The sequence below is a fragment of the Pseudomonas sp. IT-P74 genome (genome assembly GCF_949768175.1).
Classification (GTDB): domain Bacteria; phylum Pseudomonadota; class Gammaproteobacteria; order Pseudomonadales; family Pseudomonadaceae; genus Aquipseudomonas.
Genome location: NZ_CATKQD010000005.1, coordinates 42,246 through 60,090 on the forward strand (window position 1 = coordinate 42,246; position 17,845 = coordinate 60,090).

Annotated in this window: 14 protein-coding genes; 8 read left to right on the forward strand and 6 right to left on the reverse strand. The window is 59.7% G+C overall.

Features of this window, described 5'->3' with window-relative positions:
- Positions 1-77: 77 nt before the first annotated feature.
- The 8 genes from ppsA to ACM6J5_RS04860 all read left to right on the forward strand — a co-directional run bounded on the left by ppsA (position 78) and on the right by ACM6J5_RS04860 (position 8,259).
- On the forward strand, positions 78-2,453 hold the full coding sequence (ppsA, locus tag ACM6J5_RS04825; protein ID WP_095945169.1) for a phosphoenolpyruvate synthase: 2,376 nt from the start codon (positions 78-80) through the stop codon (positions 2,451-2,453).
- A gap of 195 nt (positions 2,454-2,648) precedes the next feature.
- Positions 2,649-3,638: an alpha/beta fold hydrolase gene (locus ACM6J5_RS04830; protein ID WP_414927925.1), complete on the forward strand. Its 990-nt coding sequence runs from the start codon at positions 2,649-2,651 to the stop codon at positions 3,636-3,638.
- Between the two features lie 140 nt (positions 3,639-3,778).
- Complete coding sequence (gene rraA / locus ACM6J5_RS04835) at positions 3,779-4,267, forward strand: ribonuclease E activity regulator RraA (protein ID WP_172435379.1); 489 nt, start codon at positions 3,779-3,781, stop codon at positions 4,265-4,267.
- A gap of 26 nt (positions 4,268-4,293) precedes the next feature.
- Positions 4,294-5,289, forward strand: coding sequence for a zinc transporter ZntB (locus ACM6J5_RS04840; protein WP_095945167.1), 996 nt, complete (start codon positions 4,294-4,296; stop codon positions 5,287-5,289).
- A gap of 62 nt (positions 5,290-5,351) precedes the next feature.
- Positions 5,352-5,600, forward strand: coding sequence for a hypothetical protein (locus ACM6J5_RS04845; protein WP_008048593.1), 249 nt, complete (start codon positions 5,352-5,354; stop codon positions 5,598-5,600).
- 2 nt (positions 5,601-5,602) lie between these two features.
- Positions 5,603-6,427, forward strand: a complete 825-nt coding sequence (locus ACM6J5_RS04850; RefSeq protein ID WP_053157419.1) for a mechanosensitive ion channel family protein — start codon at positions 5,603-5,605, stop codon at positions 6,425-6,427.
- 90 nt (positions 6,428-6,517) lie between these two features.
- Positions 6,518-7,108 carry an RNA polymerase sigma factor SigX gene (sigX, locus tag ACM6J5_RS04855; RefSeq protein WP_095945166.1) on the forward strand — a complete coding sequence of 197 codons (591 nt, stop codon included), beginning with the start codon at positions 6,518-6,520 and terminating at the stop codon, positions 7,106-7,108.
- Between the two features lie 107 nt (positions 7,109-7,215).
- Positions 7,216-8,259: an OmpA family protein gene (locus ACM6J5_RS04860; protein ID WP_150671839.1), complete on the forward strand. Its 1,044-nt coding sequence runs from the start codon at positions 7,216-7,218 to the stop codon at positions 8,257-8,259.
- Between the two features lie 73 nt (positions 8,260-8,332).
- On the opposite strand, the gene cobA is transcribed toward ACM6J5_RS04860, so the two are convergent.
- The 6 genes from cobA to ACM6J5_RS04890 form a co-directional block, all read right to left on the reverse strand.
- Positions 8,333-9,097 carry a uroporphyrinogen-III C-methyltransferase gene (cobA, locus tag ACM6J5_RS04865; protein WP_150671838.1) on the reverse strand — a complete coding sequence of 255 codons (765 nt, stop codon included), beginning with the start codon at positions 9,095-9,097 and terminating at the stop codon, positions 8,333-8,335.
- A gap of 10 nt (positions 9,098-9,107) precedes the next feature.
- The gene (locus ACM6J5_RS04870) at positions 9,108-11,825 is read right to left on the reverse strand and encodes a molybdopterin-dependent oxidoreductase (RefSeq protein WP_414927926.1); all 2,718 of its coding nucleotides are present in this window, start codon (positions 11,823-11,825) and stop codon (positions 9,108-9,110) included.
- A complete protein-coding gene (gene nirD, locus ACM6J5_RS04875) occupies positions 11,825-12,142 on the reverse strand; it encodes a nitrite reductase small subunit NirD (protein ID WP_046042889.1) in 318 nt (105 codons plus the stop codon). Before nirD ends, ACM6J5_RS04870 begins: the two co-directional genes overlap by 1 nt.
- The gene (gene nirB / locus ACM6J5_RS04880; RefSeq protein WP_095945162.1) at positions 12,139-14,592 is read right to left on the reverse strand and encodes a nitrite reductase large subunit NirB; all 2,454 of its coding nucleotides are present in this window, start codon (positions 14,590-14,592) and stop codon (positions 12,139-12,141) included. Before nirB ends, nirD begins: the two co-directional genes overlap by 4 nt.
- Positions 14,593-14,921: 329 nt before the next feature.
- Positions 14,922-16,592, reverse strand: coding sequence for a protein kinase domain-containing protein (locus ACM6J5_RS04885; protein ID WP_414927927.1), 1,671 nt, complete (start codon positions 16,590-16,592; stop codon positions 14,922-14,924).
- 7 nt (positions 16,593-16,599) lie between these two features.
- Entirely contained in the window at positions 16,600-17,811 is a 1,212-nt protein-coding gene (locus ACM6J5_RS04890) for a nitrate/nitrite transporter (RefSeq protein ID WP_008048622.1), read from the reverse strand.
- Between the last annotated feature and the right edge of the window lie 34 nt (positions 17,812-17,845).

Sequence of the window (17,845 nt, forward strand, 5' to 3'; positions counted from 1 at the left end):
AGGCCATATAGCCGGCAAATGCACATTCAAGCAGCCGGTTTCTGAGCTTTTCCAACACAGTTAGTGGAGAGATCACCTTGGTAGAGTACGTAGTTTCCCTCGATAAGCTCGGCGTCCATGATGTAGAGCATGTGGGGGGCAAGAACGCATCCCTGGGCGAGATGATCAGCAACCTTGCAGGTGCCGGTGTATCGGTGCCCGGCGGCTTCGCCACGACCGCTCAGGCTTATCGTGACTTCCTGGAACTGAGCGGCCTGAATCAGCAGATTCACGATGCGCTCGATGCCCTGGACGTCGATGACGTGAATGCCCTGGCCAAGACCGGTGCCCAGATCCGCCAATGGATCATGGAAGCCGAGTTCCCTGAAAAACTGAATGCCGAAATCCGTACCGCGTTCGCCACGCTGTCCGCCGGCAACCCTGACATGGCCGTGGCCGTGCGTTCTTCGGCCACCGCCGAAGACTTGCCGGACGCATCCTTTGCCGGCCAGCAGGAAACCTTCCTGAACATCCGTGGTGTCGAAAACGTCATTCGCGCCGCCAAAGAGGTGTTCGCCTCGCTGTTCAACGACCGTGCCATTTCCTATCGCGTGCACCAGGGCTTCGACCACAAGCTGGTCGCCCTGTCCGCTGGTGTGCAGCGCATGGTCCGCTCCGAAACCGGCACCGCCGGCGTGATGTTCACCCTCGATACCGAATCGGGCTTCCGTGACGTGGTGTTCATCACCGGCGCCTACGGCCTGGGCGAAACCGTCGTACAAGGCGCAGTGAACCCGGATGAGTTCTACGTCCACAAAGGCACGCTGGCAGCCGGTCGTCCGGCCATCCTGCGCCGCAACCTGGGCAGCAAGGCCATCAAGATGATCTACGGCGACGAGGCCAAGGCCGGTCGTTCGGTCAAGACCGTCGACGTGGACAAGGCTGAACGCGCACGTTTCTGCCTGACCGACGCTGAAGTCAGCGAGCTGGCCAAGCAGGCGATGATCATCGAGAAGCATTACAAGTGCCCGATGGACATCGAGTGGGCCAAGGACGGTGACGACGGCAAACTGTACATCGTGCAGGCCCGTCCGGAAACCGTGAAGAGCCGCACCCAGGCCAACGTCATGGAACGTTACCTGTTGAAAGAGACCGGTACCGTGCTGGTGGAAGGTCGTGCCATCGGTCAGCGCATCGGCGCTGGCAAGGTCCGCATCATCAAGGACGTGTCCGAGATGGACAAGGTCCAGCCAGGCGACGTACTGGTTTCCGACATGACCGACCCGGACTGGGAACCGGTCATGAAGCGCGCCAGCGCCATCGTCACCAACCGTGGCGGACGTACTTGCCACGCGGCGATCATCGCTCGCGAGCTGGGTATTCCAGCGGTAGTAGGTTGCGGCAACGCCACCCAGCTGTTGAAAGACGGCCAGGGCGTGACCGTTTCCTGCGCTGAAGGCGACACCGGTTTCATCTTCGAAGGCGAACTGGGCTTCGATATCAAGAAGAACTCCGTGGACGCCATGCCGGAACTGCCGTTCAAGATCATGATGAACGTCGGCAACCCGGACCGTGCCTTCGACTTCGCGCAGCTGCCGAACGCCGGTGTGGGCCTGGCCCGCCTCGAGTTCATCATCAACCGCATGATCGGCGTGCACCCCAAGGCACTGCTGAACTACGACGGTCTGCCGCTGGACATCAAGGAAAGCGTCGACAAGCGCATCGCCGGTTACGACGACCCGGTCGGCTTCTATGTCGAGAAACTGGTTGAAGGCATCAGCACCCTGGCGGCTGCGTTCTGGCCGAAAAAGGTCATCGTGCGCCTGTCGGACTTCAAGTCCAACGAATACGCCAACCTGATCGGCGGCAAGCTGTACGAGCCGGAAGAAGAAAACCCGATGCTGGGCTTCCGCGGTGCCTCGCGTTACATCAGCGAATCGTTCCGTGACTGCTTCGAACTCGAATGCCGCGCTCTCAAGCGCGTGCGCAACGAGATGGGCCTGACCAACGTCGAAATCATGGTGCCGTTCGTCCGTACCCTGGGCGAAGCGAGCCAGGTGGTGGATCTGCTGGCGGAAAACGGTCTGGCTCGTGGCCAGAACGACCTGCGCGTGATCATGATGTGCGAACTGCCATCCAACGCCATCCTGGCTGAAGAGTTCCTCGAGTTCTTCGACGGTTTCTCCATCGGCTCCAACGACCTGACCCAACTGACCCTGGGCCTGGACCGTGACTCCGGCATCATCGCCCACCTGTTCGACGAGCGTAATCCGGCGGTGAAGAAGCTGCTGGCCAATGCCATTGCCGCGTGCAACAAGGCCGGCAAATACATCGGCATCTGCGGTCAGGGTCCTTCGGACCACCCGGACCTGGCCAAGTGGCTGATGGAGCAGGGCATTGAAAGCGTTTCGTTGAACCCGGACTCCGTACTGGAAACCTGGTTCTTCCTGGCGGAAGGTCAAGCTTCGGCTTGATAGCGCGTGAACGGCTCGCTCACTGTAGGAGCGAGCTCGCTCGCGATGGACGTCAACGATTACGCGTTTTTCCTGGATAAACGTGGTGTCTTGAAGTTCTTCGCGAGCAAGCTCGCTCCTACAGGGGGTGGCCGTTTTAGAGATTCAAGCAGGGCGGGCTCCATCTGGATGCCGCCCTTTTTTGTGCAAGAGATTATGCAAAGCAGCAGCAACCTATTTCCTGTCGCCCTGATCAGCGCCGAACGGCGCGGTGATCTGAGCGAAGATGTGTATCGTTTGAAACCCGGTAACAGCCCCGACTTCACCGTCGAACTGGCTGTGACACGCCTTGGCATGGCCGATGAGTCGTCCTCCCGTGGCGTGCCAGTGATCCTGCTGCACGGCAGCTTTTCCAATCGCCGGTTCTGGTTTTCTCCCAAAGGCCTGGGGTTGGGCGCTTACCTGGCCCGCCTGGGGTTCGACGTCTGGATTCCGGAAATGCGCGGTCACGGCCTGTCCCAGCGTAACCATGACTACCGCAAGAACCGTGTCGCCGACTACGCACGCTATGACCTGCCGGCCATTGGCGCGTTCGTGCGCGAACAGAGCGGGCAGGTGCCGCACTGGATCGGTCACTCGCTGGGCGGTACTACACTGGCCGCAGCATTGGGTGGCGAGTACATCGGTGAGCCGGTCGTGGCCTCGGCGGCGTTTTTCGGTACGCAAGTCAGTCGTACTTACTGGCCATTGAAGATTCCACCGGTGGAGTGGAGCGGTCGCTTCATTCTCAAGCGTTTTGCCCAGTTGTCCGGCTCAAGGCTCAAGCGCGGCCCGGAGGACGAGCCCATCGGCCTGGCTCTGGAAAGCATGCGCTGGTTTGGCTTGTTCGGGCGCTTCGGTGATGCCGACAAGGACTGGTGGACAGGCCTGGCCGAGGTCAAGTTGCCCGTATTGGCGGTCAGTGCCGCGGGTGATCATCAGGACCCGGCCTGGGCGTGTCGCAAACTGTTCGAGCAGTTCGGTTCCGAGCACAAGCAATTCATCCACCTGGGACGCGAGCAGGGCTTCGGCGACAATTTCGGTCACGTGGAAATGCTCGTCAGCAAGGCAGCCCAGGCTGAAGTCTGGCCTTTGGTGACTCGCTGGCTGGCCGATCAGCAGACACCTTTGCCGGGCGCGCAACAGGATTTGGTCGCGGCAATCTGAGCCCGATGCTCTAACAAGGGCATTTCGCTCTGGTCGGCTTGCGGCTAAGATATGACGCATTGAGCTGTTCTGGTCACTTTGCGTGGCTGAGTCATCACTGATGTTCGTGCTGTCTTCCTCTTCACAGGAGTTTCTCGATGATCCATTACCTCACGCCTGACCTTTGCGATGCCTATCCGGAACTGGTGCAGGTGCTGGAACCGATGTTCAGCAATTTCGGCGGCCGTGATTCCTTCGGCGGCGAAATCGTGACCATCAAGTGCTTCGAAGACAACTCGCTGGTCAAGGAGCAAGTCGAGCTCAAGGGGGATGGCAAGGTCCTGGTAGTCGATGGCGGAGGCTCCCTGCGCCGCGCACTGCTGGGTGACATGCTCGCCGAGAAAGCGGCCAAGAATGGCTGGGAAGGCCTGGTGATCTACGGTTGCATCCGTGACGTCGACGTCATCGCGCAAACCGACCTGGGGGTTCAGGCGCTGGCCAGCCACCCAATGAAAACCGACAAGCGCGGTATCGGCGATCTCAACGTTGCCGTGACCTTCGCCGGCGTGACCTTCCACCCGGGTCATTACATCTATGCGGACAACAACGGCGTGATCATCTCGCCCAGCCCGCTGAAAATGCCTGAATAAAGCGCTGGTCGACCAAAGGAGTGCGGATGTTCGAGGAAGAAAACGCGCAATGGGGGCTGGTGCATGCCCTGGTGCTGGACGGTAAAGGCGGCGCGCGTTCGATTGCCCGGACTGAGCTCGATGACTTGCAGCTGCAGGCCCATGAAAGCCTGTGGCTGCACTGGGATCGCAGTCATCCGCAAACCCGGACCTGGTTACGCAAATCCAGTGGTCTGAGCGAGTTCAGCTGTGACCTGTTACTCGAAGAAAACACCCGTCCGCGACTTTTACAGCTTTCCGACAGCGAACTGCTGCTATTTTTGCGCGGGGTCAATCTGAACCCCGGTGCCGAGCCGGAAGACATGGTGTCGGTGCGGATCTTCGGCTCTGCCCAGCGTGTCATTTCCCTGCGTTTGCGTCCGTTGCGTGCCACTGACGAGTTGCTGGTGCAACTGTCCGAAGGCAAGGGGCCGAAAACCGCCTCCGAACTCATCCTTTGCATGGCGCAGTACCTCACCAACAAAGTGCAGGATCTGGTCAGCTGTCTCTCGGAAGTGGTCGATGAGGAAGAAGAAAAACTGGATGCCGACGAACGGTATACTCCTGAACACGGATCGGTTTTGCAGATTCGACGCCGGGCGGCTGCGTTGAAGCGCTTTCTTGCTCCGCAGCGGGACATTTTCGGTCAATTGACGCGGATCAAGTTGCCCTGGTTCGTCGAGGACGATGGCGATTACTGGAACGAATTGAACAACAGCCTGACCCGCTACCTCGAAGAGCTGGAATTGACCCGGGAACGGGTGGGGCTGGTCCTGGAGGCTGAAGACCGCCGCTTGAGCGTGCGCATGAATCGCACGATGTATCGCTTCGGGATCATCACCGGGATCTTTTTGCCGATGAGTTTTCTGACCGGGCTTTTGGGGATCAACGTCGGTGGAATTCCGTTCTCTGCCAGCCCTTACGGCTTTCTGATCGCCTGCCTGATGATGGTCTCGGTGGCGCTGGGGCAGTGGTGGTTGTTCCGACGATTGCGCTGGGTCTGAGGGAAAGCATGTGACCCGAGCAAAACTGACCGCGTCTCCCACAGACATCACGAGAGGTGCGTATGCACGATCCGTTTGAACAGTCTTTACGCGACATGCTCAACGCCTCACCGTCCACCCGGGACGACGATGCGTGCCTGGGGCGTGTGCTGAAAACCGCCAACCGCCAGGTTGGCGCCGGTGATTTGTTCAGCCTGCTGGGGCGCTGGTTGCCCGCACTGATGATCGCCCTGAATAACGGATCGGCCCATGTCGCGCCGGTATCCCGTCTTCGTAAACCTGCTGCTCGCACTGCTGATAAGGCTGATTGAATATGGAACTTGATCTCTGGACTCAGAGCCTCGTCACTGCAATGACTGCGTTGTGGACCAAGGTTGCGAACTTCATTCCGAACCTGTTCGGCGCACTGGTCGTGCTGCTGTTGGGTTTTGTCGTGGCCAAGCTGCTCGACACCCTGCTGTCCAAATTGCTCGCCAAATTGGGCCTTGACCGCTTGATGGGAGGCACCGGCCTGACCAAATTGCTGGCCCGCGCCGGGTTGCAAGTGCCTATTTCGACCCTGATCGGCAAGATCGTCTATTGGTTCGTTCTGCTGATTTTTCTGGTTTCTGCCGCAGAATCCCTTGGTCTTGAGCGAGTTTCAGCTACGCTGGACATGCTAGCGTTGTATTTGCCGAAGGTTTTCGGCGCGGCGCTGGTGTTGCTGGTAGGTGTCTTGCTGGCGCAACTGGCCAACGGGCTGGTGCGCGGAGCGGCAGAAGGCGTGGGGCTGGACTATGCTTCAGGGCTTGGACGGATTGCCCAGGGCCTGGTGATCATTATCAGTATTTCGGTTGCAATCAGCCAGTTGGAGGTCAAGACTGACCTGCTGAACCATGTGATTGTGATTGTGTTGATAACCGTTGGTCTGGCGGTAGCGCTGGCCATGGGATTGGGAAGCCGGGAAATTGCCGGCCAGATTCTTGCGGGAATCTACGTGCGTGAGCTGTACCAGGTTGGGCAACAAGTGCGTGTTGGCGAGGTCGAAGGCCAGATCGAAGAGATCGGCACGGTTAAAACCACATTGCTGACCGATGAGGGTGAGCTAGTCTCTCTTTCCAATCGGATCCTCCTTGAGCAGCATGTGAGTAGCCGCTAACCCGGCAAACCCTGCTAATGTATGCCGCCGCAAAATGCCTGCTCACGCTGGCTGCGGCGGACATTGACCTGACTGTCGGCCCGACTTGTTTTGAATAAAGCCCAATCGTTATCCATGCGCTACGACCCCCGCGAGCTCTCTGATGAGGAGTTGGTCGCGCGCTCGCATTCCGAGCTGTTTCACGTAACACGCGCCTATGAAGAACTGATGCGGCGTTACCAACGAACATTATTTAATGTGTGTGCACGATATCTCGGGAACGATCGCGACGCAGACGATGTCTGTCAGGAGGTCATGTTGAAGGTGCTGTATGGCCTGAAGAACTTCGAAGGTAAATCGAAGTTCAAGACATGGCTATATAGCATCACGTACAACGAGTGCATTACACAGTATCGAAAGGAACGGCGAAAGCGTCGCTTGATGGACGCATTGAGTCTTGACCCCCTCGAGGAAGCGTCCGAAGAAAAGACGCCGAAACCTGAGGAAAAGGGTGGACTTGATCGCTGGTTGGTGTATGTGAACCCGATTGACCGGGAAATTCTGGTGCTACGATTTGTCGCAGAGCTGGAGTTTCAGGAGATCGCAGACATCATGCATATGGGTTTGAGTGCAACAAAAATGCGGTACAAACGCGCTCTAGATAAATTGCGTGAGAAATTTGCAGGCATTGCTGAAACTTAGTTCAGCGCAAATATCTCTTACGTGTAGGCAAGTTCTGTTAGACTTGCCGCCGAGTTGTCCCCCGGTTTGCGGGACTGCTTCACAATCACCAGATGGGGATTTAACGGATGAAACTGAAAAACACCTTGGGCTTGGCCATTGGTACTCTTATTGCCGCTACTTCGTTCGGCGCATTGGCACAAGGCCAAGGCGCAGTTGAAGGCGAGCTCAACTACGGGAAGAAGTACAACGACAGCGTTAACAACGTTGAAGACGGCTACACTCCTGGCGCCTCCATCGGTTACTTCTTGACCGACGACGTATCGTTGAACTTTACCTACAACAACGACGACTACACCCGTTCGAACAACGGTACTGGCAATCAGAAAATCGAAGGCGACCAGTTTGGTCTGAACGCTCAGTACCACTTCAACAACGCTGGCGACGCTCTGCGTCCTTACGTTCAAGGTGGTGTCAAGCACGGCAGCATGACCAACGTAGCCGCTGACGGCCACACCGGTCGTGACCAGTCGACTTTCCTGACTGCTGGCGCTGGCCTGAAGTACTACTTCCTGGAAAACGTCTACGCTCGTGCTGGCGTAGAAGCTGACTACAAGCTGGACAACGGCCGTTGGGACTACATCCCGTCCGTAGGTCTGGGTGTTAACTTCGGCGGTGGCAACAAGCCTGTCGCTGCAGCTCCAGCTCCAGAAGTCTGCTCCGACAGCGACAACGATGGCGTTTGCGACAACGTTGACAAGTGCCCGGACACCCCGGCCAACGTAACTGTTGACGCTGATGGCTGCCCAGCTGTTGCTGAAGTCGTTCGTGTAGAGCTGGACGTCAAGTTCGACTTCGACAAAGCGGCAGTCAAGCCAAACAGCTACGGCGACATCAAGAACCTGGCTGACTTCATGAAGCAGTACCCATCCACCACCACTACTGTTGAAGGTCACACTGACTCCGTCGGTCCTGACGCTTACAACCAGAAATTGTCCGAGCGTCGTGCAAACGCCGTTAAGCAAGTTCTGACCAACCAGTACGGTGTTGAGTCGTCCCGCGTTCAGTCCGTTGGCTACGGCGAATCCCGCCCAGTTGCCGACAACAAAACTGAAGCTGGTCGCGCTGTTAACCGTCGCGTAGAAGCGCAGGTTGAAGCTCAAGCTAAGTAATTAGCTCGTAGCTCTGAAAAGCCCGGCTCAGGCCGGGCTTTTCTTTGTCTGCAATTTGGTGAAACAGGTGAAACTAAGCTGACTGATCTGCCGCCATCACAGGCAAATCAAGCTCCCCCAGGGATTGAGTTGCACAGGCTGCCACTGCACCGATCACCAGTATGGCGGGGCTTTTCAGCTGGAATCTGCAGGCCGCTTCATCCATGTCTGTGAGAGTGCTCCGACATTCCCGTTGATGGGGCAAGGACGCATTTTCAATCATGGCCACGGGCGTATCCGTCGCCATGCCGCCGGCCAATAGCTGCTCACGGATTTCACCGAGCTTGGCCACTCCCATGTAAATCACCAACGTCGTTCCGCCTTGGGCCAGTGCCTGCCAGTTCAATTGGCTGTCGTCCTGGGTGTGTGCGGTGACCAACGTGACACCACGGGCGACACCGCGCAAAGTCAGCGGAATATCGCATTGCGTCGCCCCCGCCAGCCCGGCAGTGATGCCGTTGACCAACTCGGCTTCGACCCCACGCTCACGCAACCACTGCGCCTCTTCTCCACCTCGGCCGAAAATGCACGGATCGCCGCCCTTGAGCCGTGCCACGCATTTACCCTGCCGGGCATAACGAAGCATCAGGCGATGGATGAACGCTTGCGGGGTGGAGCGGCAGCCGCCGCGCTTGCCCACCGGAATGATCCGCGCGCCAGGGCAATGCTCGAGTACCGCGACATTGACCAGATCATCGATCAACACCACATCTGCTTCCCGCAAGGCGCGTACCGCTTTCAACGTGAGTAACTCCGGATCACCAGGGCCCGCACCTACCAGCCAGACTTTTGCACTCATAGTGTTTTCCTCACGAGATGACGGTGATTGGCCGCGCCGTGGCAGCCAGCAGGCGTTTGATTTCCGGAACGCAGGACCCGCATTGGGTGCCGCAACCCAGTTCTTGCTTGAGTCCCTGCAAGTCCAGGCCTCGGCTGATACCGGCGCGGATCGCGTTCTGGTCGACGTTCTTGCAATTGCACAGGATCTTGTTCGCATTGACCGGCGCATCGAGATTGCCCGGTGGTGCGCTCAGTGGCGCAAGCAACCAGCGCCGCAATTGCTGGTCCGTGCGACCTTCGAGCCAAAGCCCCTGCAACCAGTGTTGGGCAAGGGTTTCACCGGCCAGTCGAATGGCAGTGATCCGGCCATTTTCGATTCGCACGCGCTTGCCAATGGCCCGTCGAGGGTCGTCGTATGCCAGCACCGGGCCGTCATCGAGCGCCAGGTTTTTATCGATTTCGCTTAGCAGCTCTACCGAAGGCGCTGAAGTATTGGCAGCCCGTACAAGCAGGGCAGGGCGCTCACGACCAACCAGACTGAGACTGACGTAGGAAAACGCCTCGCAGAGCGGTCGTAGCGTCTCAAAGTGCCGTTGAACATCGCCCTCGATCAGTGCGAACAGTTTCCAGGGCAAATCCACCGGATCCAGGCGAACGCCGCTGTGTTTGAGTTCGGGCTGTTTCGACAAAGGATCGAATGCGGGCAGGGTGAGGCTGTTCACTCCGCCCTTGAGAAAACGATCGCCCCAATGCATCGGCAAAAAGGCCTGGCCCGGGCGCACGCTGTCATCGCTGGCAACCGCGACGACGACTGCGCCGCGCCGGCTCTTCAGGCTGACCAGATCCCCCGGCTGCAGGCGATGGCGGCGCAGTTCGTCCGGGTGCAGGCTCAACTCCGCTTCGCTGACATGGCCAAATAGCTGCGCGGCGGTGCCGGTGCGGCTCATGCCGTGCCATTGATCGCGCAGGCGGCCGGTGATCAGGGTCAGCGGGAAGCGTGCATCGCGTTGCTCTTTGGCGGCGCGGTATGGATCGGCCACGAACTGTGCGCGCCCATTGGCAGTGGCAAATATCCCGTCGACGTACAGCCGTGCCGTGCCTTCAACGGCACCTGCAGGGAAGGGCCACTGCTGCGGGCCGAGACGATCGATCAGTGCATGGCTGATACCGGACAGATCCAGATCGCGACCTTGAGTCAGTTGTTTGTATTCGTCAAAGACCTGAGCGGGGTTATCAAATTCAAACAGGCTGGTTTGGCCGGGACGCAGGTGCTTTTCCAGGCGTTGTGCGAAATCTACGGTGATTGCCCAGTCCGGCCGCGCCTCACCCGGTGCGACGATTGCCTGGCGTACGTGGGAAATGCGTCGCTCGGAGTTGGTCACACAACCTTCCTTTTCCCCCCAACTGGCGGCGGGCAGCAGAAGGTCGGCGAACTTCGCGGTTTCAGTGGTGCTGAAGGCTTCCTGCAACACCACGAACGGGCAGCCTTGCAAGGCTGCGCGCACGGCCGTCTGGTCCGGCATGGATTGCGCGGGGTTGGTACAGGCGATCCACAGTGCCTTGATCTTGCCGTTGCGCACTTGCTCGAACAGCTCGATCGCGGTGAGCCCGGGATTTTCCGGTAGTTGCTCGACGCCCCAGTAGGATGCCACTTGCTCGCGGTGTTGCGCATTGGCGGCGTCACGATGGCCGGGCAGCAGGTTGGACAGGCTGCCGGTTTCCCGTCCGCCCATGGCATTTGGCTGACCGGTGAGAGAGAAAGGTCCGGCACCGGGACGACCGATCTGCCCGGTGGCCAGGTGCAGATTGATCAATGCACTGTTTTTCGCGCTGCCGGCAGTGGACTGGTTAAGCCCCATGCACCACAGCGACAGAAAGCTCGGTGATGTGCCGATCCACTCGGCACACTGCTGCAATTGTTCGAGGCTGATACCGCAGAGCTGCGAAACCATTTGCGGTGTGTAGTCACGCACCAGGTTTTTCAGTTCAGCCAGGCCTTCGGTGTGGTCGCGGATGAAGTCACGATCGATCCAGTCTTCCCACAGCAGCAGATGCAAAATCCCATGGAACAAGGCGACGTCGGTGCCAGGCAAGATCGCCAGGTGCAGGTCAGCCAGATCGCAGGTATCTGTACGACGAGGGTCAATGACGATGACCTTCATCTGCGGTCGGCGGGATTTGGCGGCTTCCAGCCGGCGAAACAGCACCGGGTGGGCGTAGGCCATGTTGCTGCCGACGATCATCACGCAATCGCTCAGCTCCAGGTCTTCGTAGCTGCAGGGCGGGGCGTCGGCACCCAGGCTGCGCTTGTAGCCGACCACCGCCGAGGACATGCACAGACGCGAATTGCTGTCGATGTTGTTGGTGCCTACCAGGGCACGTGCCAGCTTGTTGAAGGCGTAGTAGTCCTCGGTCAACAGTTGCCCGGAAATGTAGAACGCCACGCTGTCCGGGCCATGCTCGGCAATGGTCGCGCCGAATACACTGGTGGCATGATCGAGGGCGGTATCCCAATCGGTGCGGTGGCGGGCCAGGCCTTTACCGAGGCGCAGTTCGGGGTACAACGCCCGCGCCGTCAAGTCGCCGGTCAGGTGCAGGGTCGAACCCTTGCTGCACAGTTTGCCGAAATTGGCCGGGTGCGCGGGATCGCCGCTGACGCCGAGGATGCGTGAACCGTCGTGCTCGATCAGCACCCCGCAGCCGACCCCGCAGTAACAGCAGGTGGACGCAGTGATCTGGCGGTCCATCAGCCTGCATCCCGCAGGGCCAGCATCACCCGGCCATTTTCCACCCGGGCGAGATGGTGATGGGCACAGCCGATGTCCGGGGCCAGGGCTTCGCCACTTTCCAGGTCGATTTGCCAGTTGTGCAACGGGCAGGCCACCCGCTTGCCGTACACCAGACCTTGGGACAACGGGCCGCCCTTGTGCGGGCAGCGGTCGTCAAGGGCGAACACTTCGTCGTCGCTGGTACGAAAAATCGCGATGTCTCCCTTTGGTCCGGCGATGATCCGCGAGCCCAGGGCATTGATCTCTTCCAGTGCGCAGATATCCAGCCAGTTCATGCCAGCACCTCCAGGTTTTTCACGGGGATGACGTCGAATTCTTTTTTCAGCTGCGGCTGCTCCAGGCGCTCCTTCCACGGGTCCTGTTCGAACGACAGGGAGAATTGCAGGCGATCGTTGAGTGCCTTGCGCCGCTCCGGATCTTCCAGCACGGCTTTCTTGATGTGTTCCATGCCGACCCGTTGCAGGTAGTGCACGGTGCGTTCGAGGTAGAAGGCTTCTTCGCGATAGAGCTGCAGGAATGCACCGTTGTATTCGCGGACTTCTTCGGCGGTTTTCAGTTTGACGAAGAATTCCGCGACTTCGGTCTTGATCCCGCCGTTGCCACCGATGTACATCTCCCAGCCGGAGTCCACACCGATAATTCCTACATCCTTGATACCGGCTTCCGAGCAGTTGCGCGGGCAACCGGAGACAGCCAGCTTCACCTTGTGCGGCGACCACATGTTGAACAGGTCATGTTCCAGTTCAATGCCAAGTTGTGTGGAGTTCTGCGTGCCAAAGCGGCAGAACTCGCTGCCGACGCAGGTTTTCACCGTGCGGATGGATTTGCCGTAGGCGTGGCCGGACGGCATGTCCAGGTCTTTCCACACCCCCGGCAGGTCTTGCTTGCGAATGCCCAGCAGGTCGATGCGCTGGCCACCGGTGACCTTGACCATCGGTACGTTGTACTTGTCGGCGACGTCGGCAATGCGCCGCAGCTCTGAAGGATTGGTCACGCCGCCCCACATCCGCGGGACTACAGAGTAGGTGCCGTCTTTCTGAATGTTGGCGTGGGCGCGTTCGTTGATCAGGCGCGATTGCGGGTCGTCCTTGGCCTCGCCCGGCCAAGTGGAAATCAGGTAGTAGTTGAGCGCCGGCCGGCAGGTGGCGCAGCCGTTGGGGGTGCGCCAGTTCAGGTAGCTCATGGTGCCGGCGATGGTCAGCAGGTGCTGCTCGCGGATGGCCTGGCGGATTTGCCCGTGATTGAGGTCGCTGCAGCCGCAGATGGCCTTTTCGCTTTTCGGTTTGACGTCCGCCGCGCCGCCCACGGTGTTGATCAGGATCTGTTCGACGAGGCCGGCGCAGGAGCCGCAGGAGCTGGCAGCCTTGGTGTGTTTCTTGACGTCGTCGACACTGAACAGACCATGCTCCTGAATGGCCTTGACGATGGTGCCTTTGCACACGCCGTTGCAGCCGCAGACTTCGGCCGTTTCGGCCATGCTCATGGCTTTGTCCTGGCCCTGATGTCCTACGTCGCCCAAAGCGTTTTCGCCAAACATCAGATGATCGCGGATCTCGTCGATGGCGTGATTCTCACGGATCTGCCGGAAATACCAGCCGCCATCTGCCGTATCGCCGTACAGGCAGGCGCCGACCAGCACGTCATCCTTGATCACCAGTTTCTTGTAGACCCCGCCAATCGGGTCCGAGAGGGTGATGGTCTCGGTGCCTTCACCGCCCATGAAGTCGCCCGCGGAGAACAGGTCGATGCCGGTGACCTTCAATTTGGTTGAGGTCACAGACCCCTTGTAGGTGGCAAACCCCAGTTGGGCGAGGTGGTTGGCGCAGACTTTGGCCTGTTCGAACAGCGGCGCCACCAAGCCATAGGCGATGCCGCGGTGGCTGGCGCACTCACCGATGGCATAGATCCGTGGGTCGTAGGTTTGCAGTGTGTCGTTGACCAGAATCCCGCGGCTGCACGGAATGCCGGATTTCTCCGCCAGTTCGGTATTGGGACGAATGCCAGCGGCCATCACGACCAGGTCGGCGGGGATGATGTCGCCGTTCTTGAATTGCACCGAACCGACCCGGCCGTTGCCCGCGTCATGCAAGGCCTGGGTCTGCTCGCACAGGCGAAAGTGCAGGCCGCGAGATTCCAGCGCGCTTTGCAGCAGCTGGCCGCTGGTCTTGTCCAGTTGTCGTTCCAGCAACCACTCGCCGATATGCACCACGGTCACGTGCATGCCCCGCAGCATCAGGCCGTTGGCGGCCTCCAGGCCGAGCAGGCCGCCACCGATGACCACGGCGTGCCGGTGGGTTTTCGCGGTGTCGATCATGGCCTGGGTGTCGGCGATGTCGCGGTAGCCGATCACGCCCTCAAGGGTGTTGCCGGGAATGGGCAGGATGAAGGGCGTCGAGCCGGTGGCGATCAGCAGGCGATCGTATTCGGCTTCGCTGCCGTCTTCGGCAATGACCCGGCGCTTGACCCGGTCGATCTCCACCACCTTGCGGTTGAGCAGCAGCTTGATGTTGTTTTCCAGGTACCAGTCCAGGTCGTTGAGCACGATCTCTTCGAAGGTCTGTTCGCCCGCCAGCACCGGCGACAACAGGATGCGGTTGTAGTTGGTGTGCGGTTCGGCGCCGAAGACCGTGATGTCGTACAGTTCATTACTCAGCTTGAGCAGTTCTTCCAGGGTACGAACCCCGGCCATGCCGTTGCCGATCATCACCAGTTTTAGTTTTTTCATCAGGTTCTCCGGGGGAGCTCAGGCCTGCCTCATCAGGGTTCAGGCCATGCTCGACAAATTTTGCGCAAACAAAAAAAGGCGTCCCGCTAGTTGCCTAGCGAGGACGCCTTTGTCCTGGTCCCGTTCTCTCGGGCAGCGCAGCTTTCTACGTTGAAGGCCGGGCTTTATGTATGTTGGGAAAGGTAATGCAGTGGTTGTGCCAAGTTTCGCAAGGGCCCGATTTATGGGCTCTCGTCATGGGAGGAGGGTGTTTGCGTGCACTGGTTCAAGGCGCGACGCCCGGTTTTGAAGCAGAAAAATCAAAAAATCTGTTGGGTGCAGTGAAAAACTCAGCCATGAAACAACAAAAACAGCAGCACCAGATTCACCAGCAAGGACACCAGCGCCAACGTCCGCCAGACTTTCAACGGTTCGTGCTCTAGCAAAGGTTTGGGGCGCACGCTCAAACTGCGTCGTTCTCCCTGTTCCAGCAGCAACAACCATTCTTCCGCTGTTTCAAAGCGCTGATCCGGAGCTGCCGCCACCGCGCGTTCCAGACTTTGCGCGATCCATTCCGGCAGGTCGGGCCGGTAGCGACTGGCGCTGACCGGCACACCAAACCGTGGGCGCTGGAACGCTTCGATTTCGCCGTAGGGATAATGCCCGGTAAGCAGGTAATACAAGGTCACGCCGACCGCATACAAATCCTGTTGCGGTGTCGGTAAATCCCCGCGAAAGGCTTCCGGTGCGATATAGCTGGGCGTTCCGGGCAGGGCGAAGGCTTGATCTTCGGACAGCCCGGGACAGTACGCGAGACCGAAATCCAGCAGGCGCAACTCGCCGTCGTCCCCCAGAAGCAGGTTCTCCGGTTTGATATCACGATGCAGAATCTGGCGTCGATGCAGTATGCCGACCGCTCGCAGCAGGCGTTCGGCCAGGTCCAGCCATTGAGCCAGTGGCAGCGTTCCGACACGCTCCTGCAATTTAGCCAGGGTATATCCGGAATATTCGCGCATCACGTAGTACAAATGCTGACGCTGACTGGCGGCATGAACTTCAGGAAAATGCCGCCCGGCCACACGTTTGAGGAACCATTCCTCCGACAACAATGCCTGCCCGGCCTGATGATCGTCACGAAGCGCACCGGGCAAGGTTTTCAGCAGCCAAGGCTGTTGTTGAGCATCTCGTACCCGGTAGAGCAGTGATTGCTGGCTTTGGCCGAGGATCCCTTCAATCTGCCAGCCTTCGAAGGTCTGGCCTGGCTTCAATGCAGGCGGGAGTGGCCATTGCTGCAGATGAATCAGTGCATCGCCGATGCTGGTTTCGCCAAGGGCATCGACCCGCACCAGCAGGGCGCTGGCGTTGTCCTGACTGCCAGCCAGGTGCGCGGCGCTGACCAACGTCTGCGCGGCACTGTTCAGGTCAGGTTGATCGCGCAAAATGCCCGCAATGGCGGTATCGCCCAGGACGGCCCAGACGCCGTCGCTGAGCAGCACGAAACTCTCGTTCAAACGCAGTTCGCCATCCAGAAAGTCCAGCACCAGATGTTGATCCAGCCCCAGGGCCCGTTTAAGCACATGCTGCATGCCAGGCTGGTCCCAGACGTGATCCTCGCTCACCCGTTGCAGCGTGTCGGCGTGCCAGCGATAAACCCGGCAGTCGCCGACATGTGCCAAGGTAAAACGCCGGCCGCGCATCACCAAGGCACTGACGGTGGTCAGCAGCGGTTGGCCGCCACCGTTAGCCTGCAACCAGCGATTTTGTGCCAGTAGCAGGCGATCCAGTGCCTGGGCGACGCCCCAGGTTTCCGGGGTGGCGTAGTAGTCCAGCGCCAGTGCCTGCAAGGTCGAACGGGCGGCGAGCCCGCCATCGGCACATTGGCTGACACCGTCGGCAATCGCGAACAGGTAACCCTTGCTCGCGGCCAGCGCCGGAGCCGGCGTGACCAGGCGCAGGGCGTCCTGGTTTTCCTCGCGAGGACCGATGGCGCTGGCTTCGGCAAAACTCAGTTGCAGGCTCATCGAGGCGTCAGACCCGCGCAGCCGTCACGGCGGCCGAACCCCAGGTGGTTCTCCAGCGACGTTTCACGCCGTGCAGACCGAACCAGGCCAGGACGCCGAGGCTGGCAAACAACCACAGCGCCAATTGATAACTGCCGGTGCTTTGCTTGATCGCGCCCATGCCGGCCGCGAGGGCAAACCCGCCGATGCCACCAGCCATGCCGATCAGGCCGGTCATCACGCCGATTTCCCGGCGAAAACGCTGGGGCACCAACTGGAATACCGCGCCATTGCCTGCACCCAGACCGAGCATGGTGCAGACGAAAAGTGCCAGTGCGGCGTAGGAACTCGGCAGATTGAAACCGACCACGGCAATGCAGGTCGCCGCGACGGTGTACATCGCCAACAGAGTCCGAATGCCGCCGAACCGGTCAGCCAGTGCACCACCCAAGGGGCGCATCAGGCTGCCGCCGAACACGCAGGCAGCGGTGTAGTAACCGGCAGTCACCGGACTCAGGCCGTACTGGTCGTTGAAGTAACCGGGCAGGGCGCTGGCCAGGCCAATGAAGCCGCCGAACGTCACGCTGTAGAAAAACATGAACCACCAGCTGTCACGGTCACCCAGGGCCTTGAAGTAGTCGGCCATGGATTTGGCTTTTGGCCGCTCGGGGGCATTGCGGGCCAGCCAGGCGAAGACGATCAGGGTCAGGATCAACGGAATCAGGGCAAAGCCGAACACGTTGCTCCAGCCAAACGCCGCCGCCAGCACCGGAGCGATCAATGCGGCGAGCACTGTGCCCGAGTTGCCCGCGCCGGCGATGCCCATGGCCTTGCCTTGATGCTGCGGCGGATACCACTGCGAGGCCAGGGGCAGGGCGACGGCGAACGAAGCGCCGGCCATGCCGAGGAACAGGCCCAGCAGCAACGCCTGCTCGTAGCTGTGGATCCCGAGTTTCCAGGCGCCGAACAGGGCGCAGATCACGATGACCTGGCCGATCAGGCCGGCGGTTTTTGGCGACAGGCGATCAGCCAGCATCCCCATCACGAAGCGCAACACCGCCCCGGCCAGAATCGGCGTGGCGACTACCAGCCCCCTTTGCTGCGTTGTCAGGTGCAGGTCGGCGGCGATCTGCACCGCCAGAGGACCGAGCAGGTACCAGACCATGAAACTCAGGTCGAAATAGAGGAAGGCTGCGAACAATGTGGGGGTATGGCCGGATTTCCAGAAGCTTGAATTCATTGCGCACCTCAGCTGTGAAGAGTCTCGAAAGGAG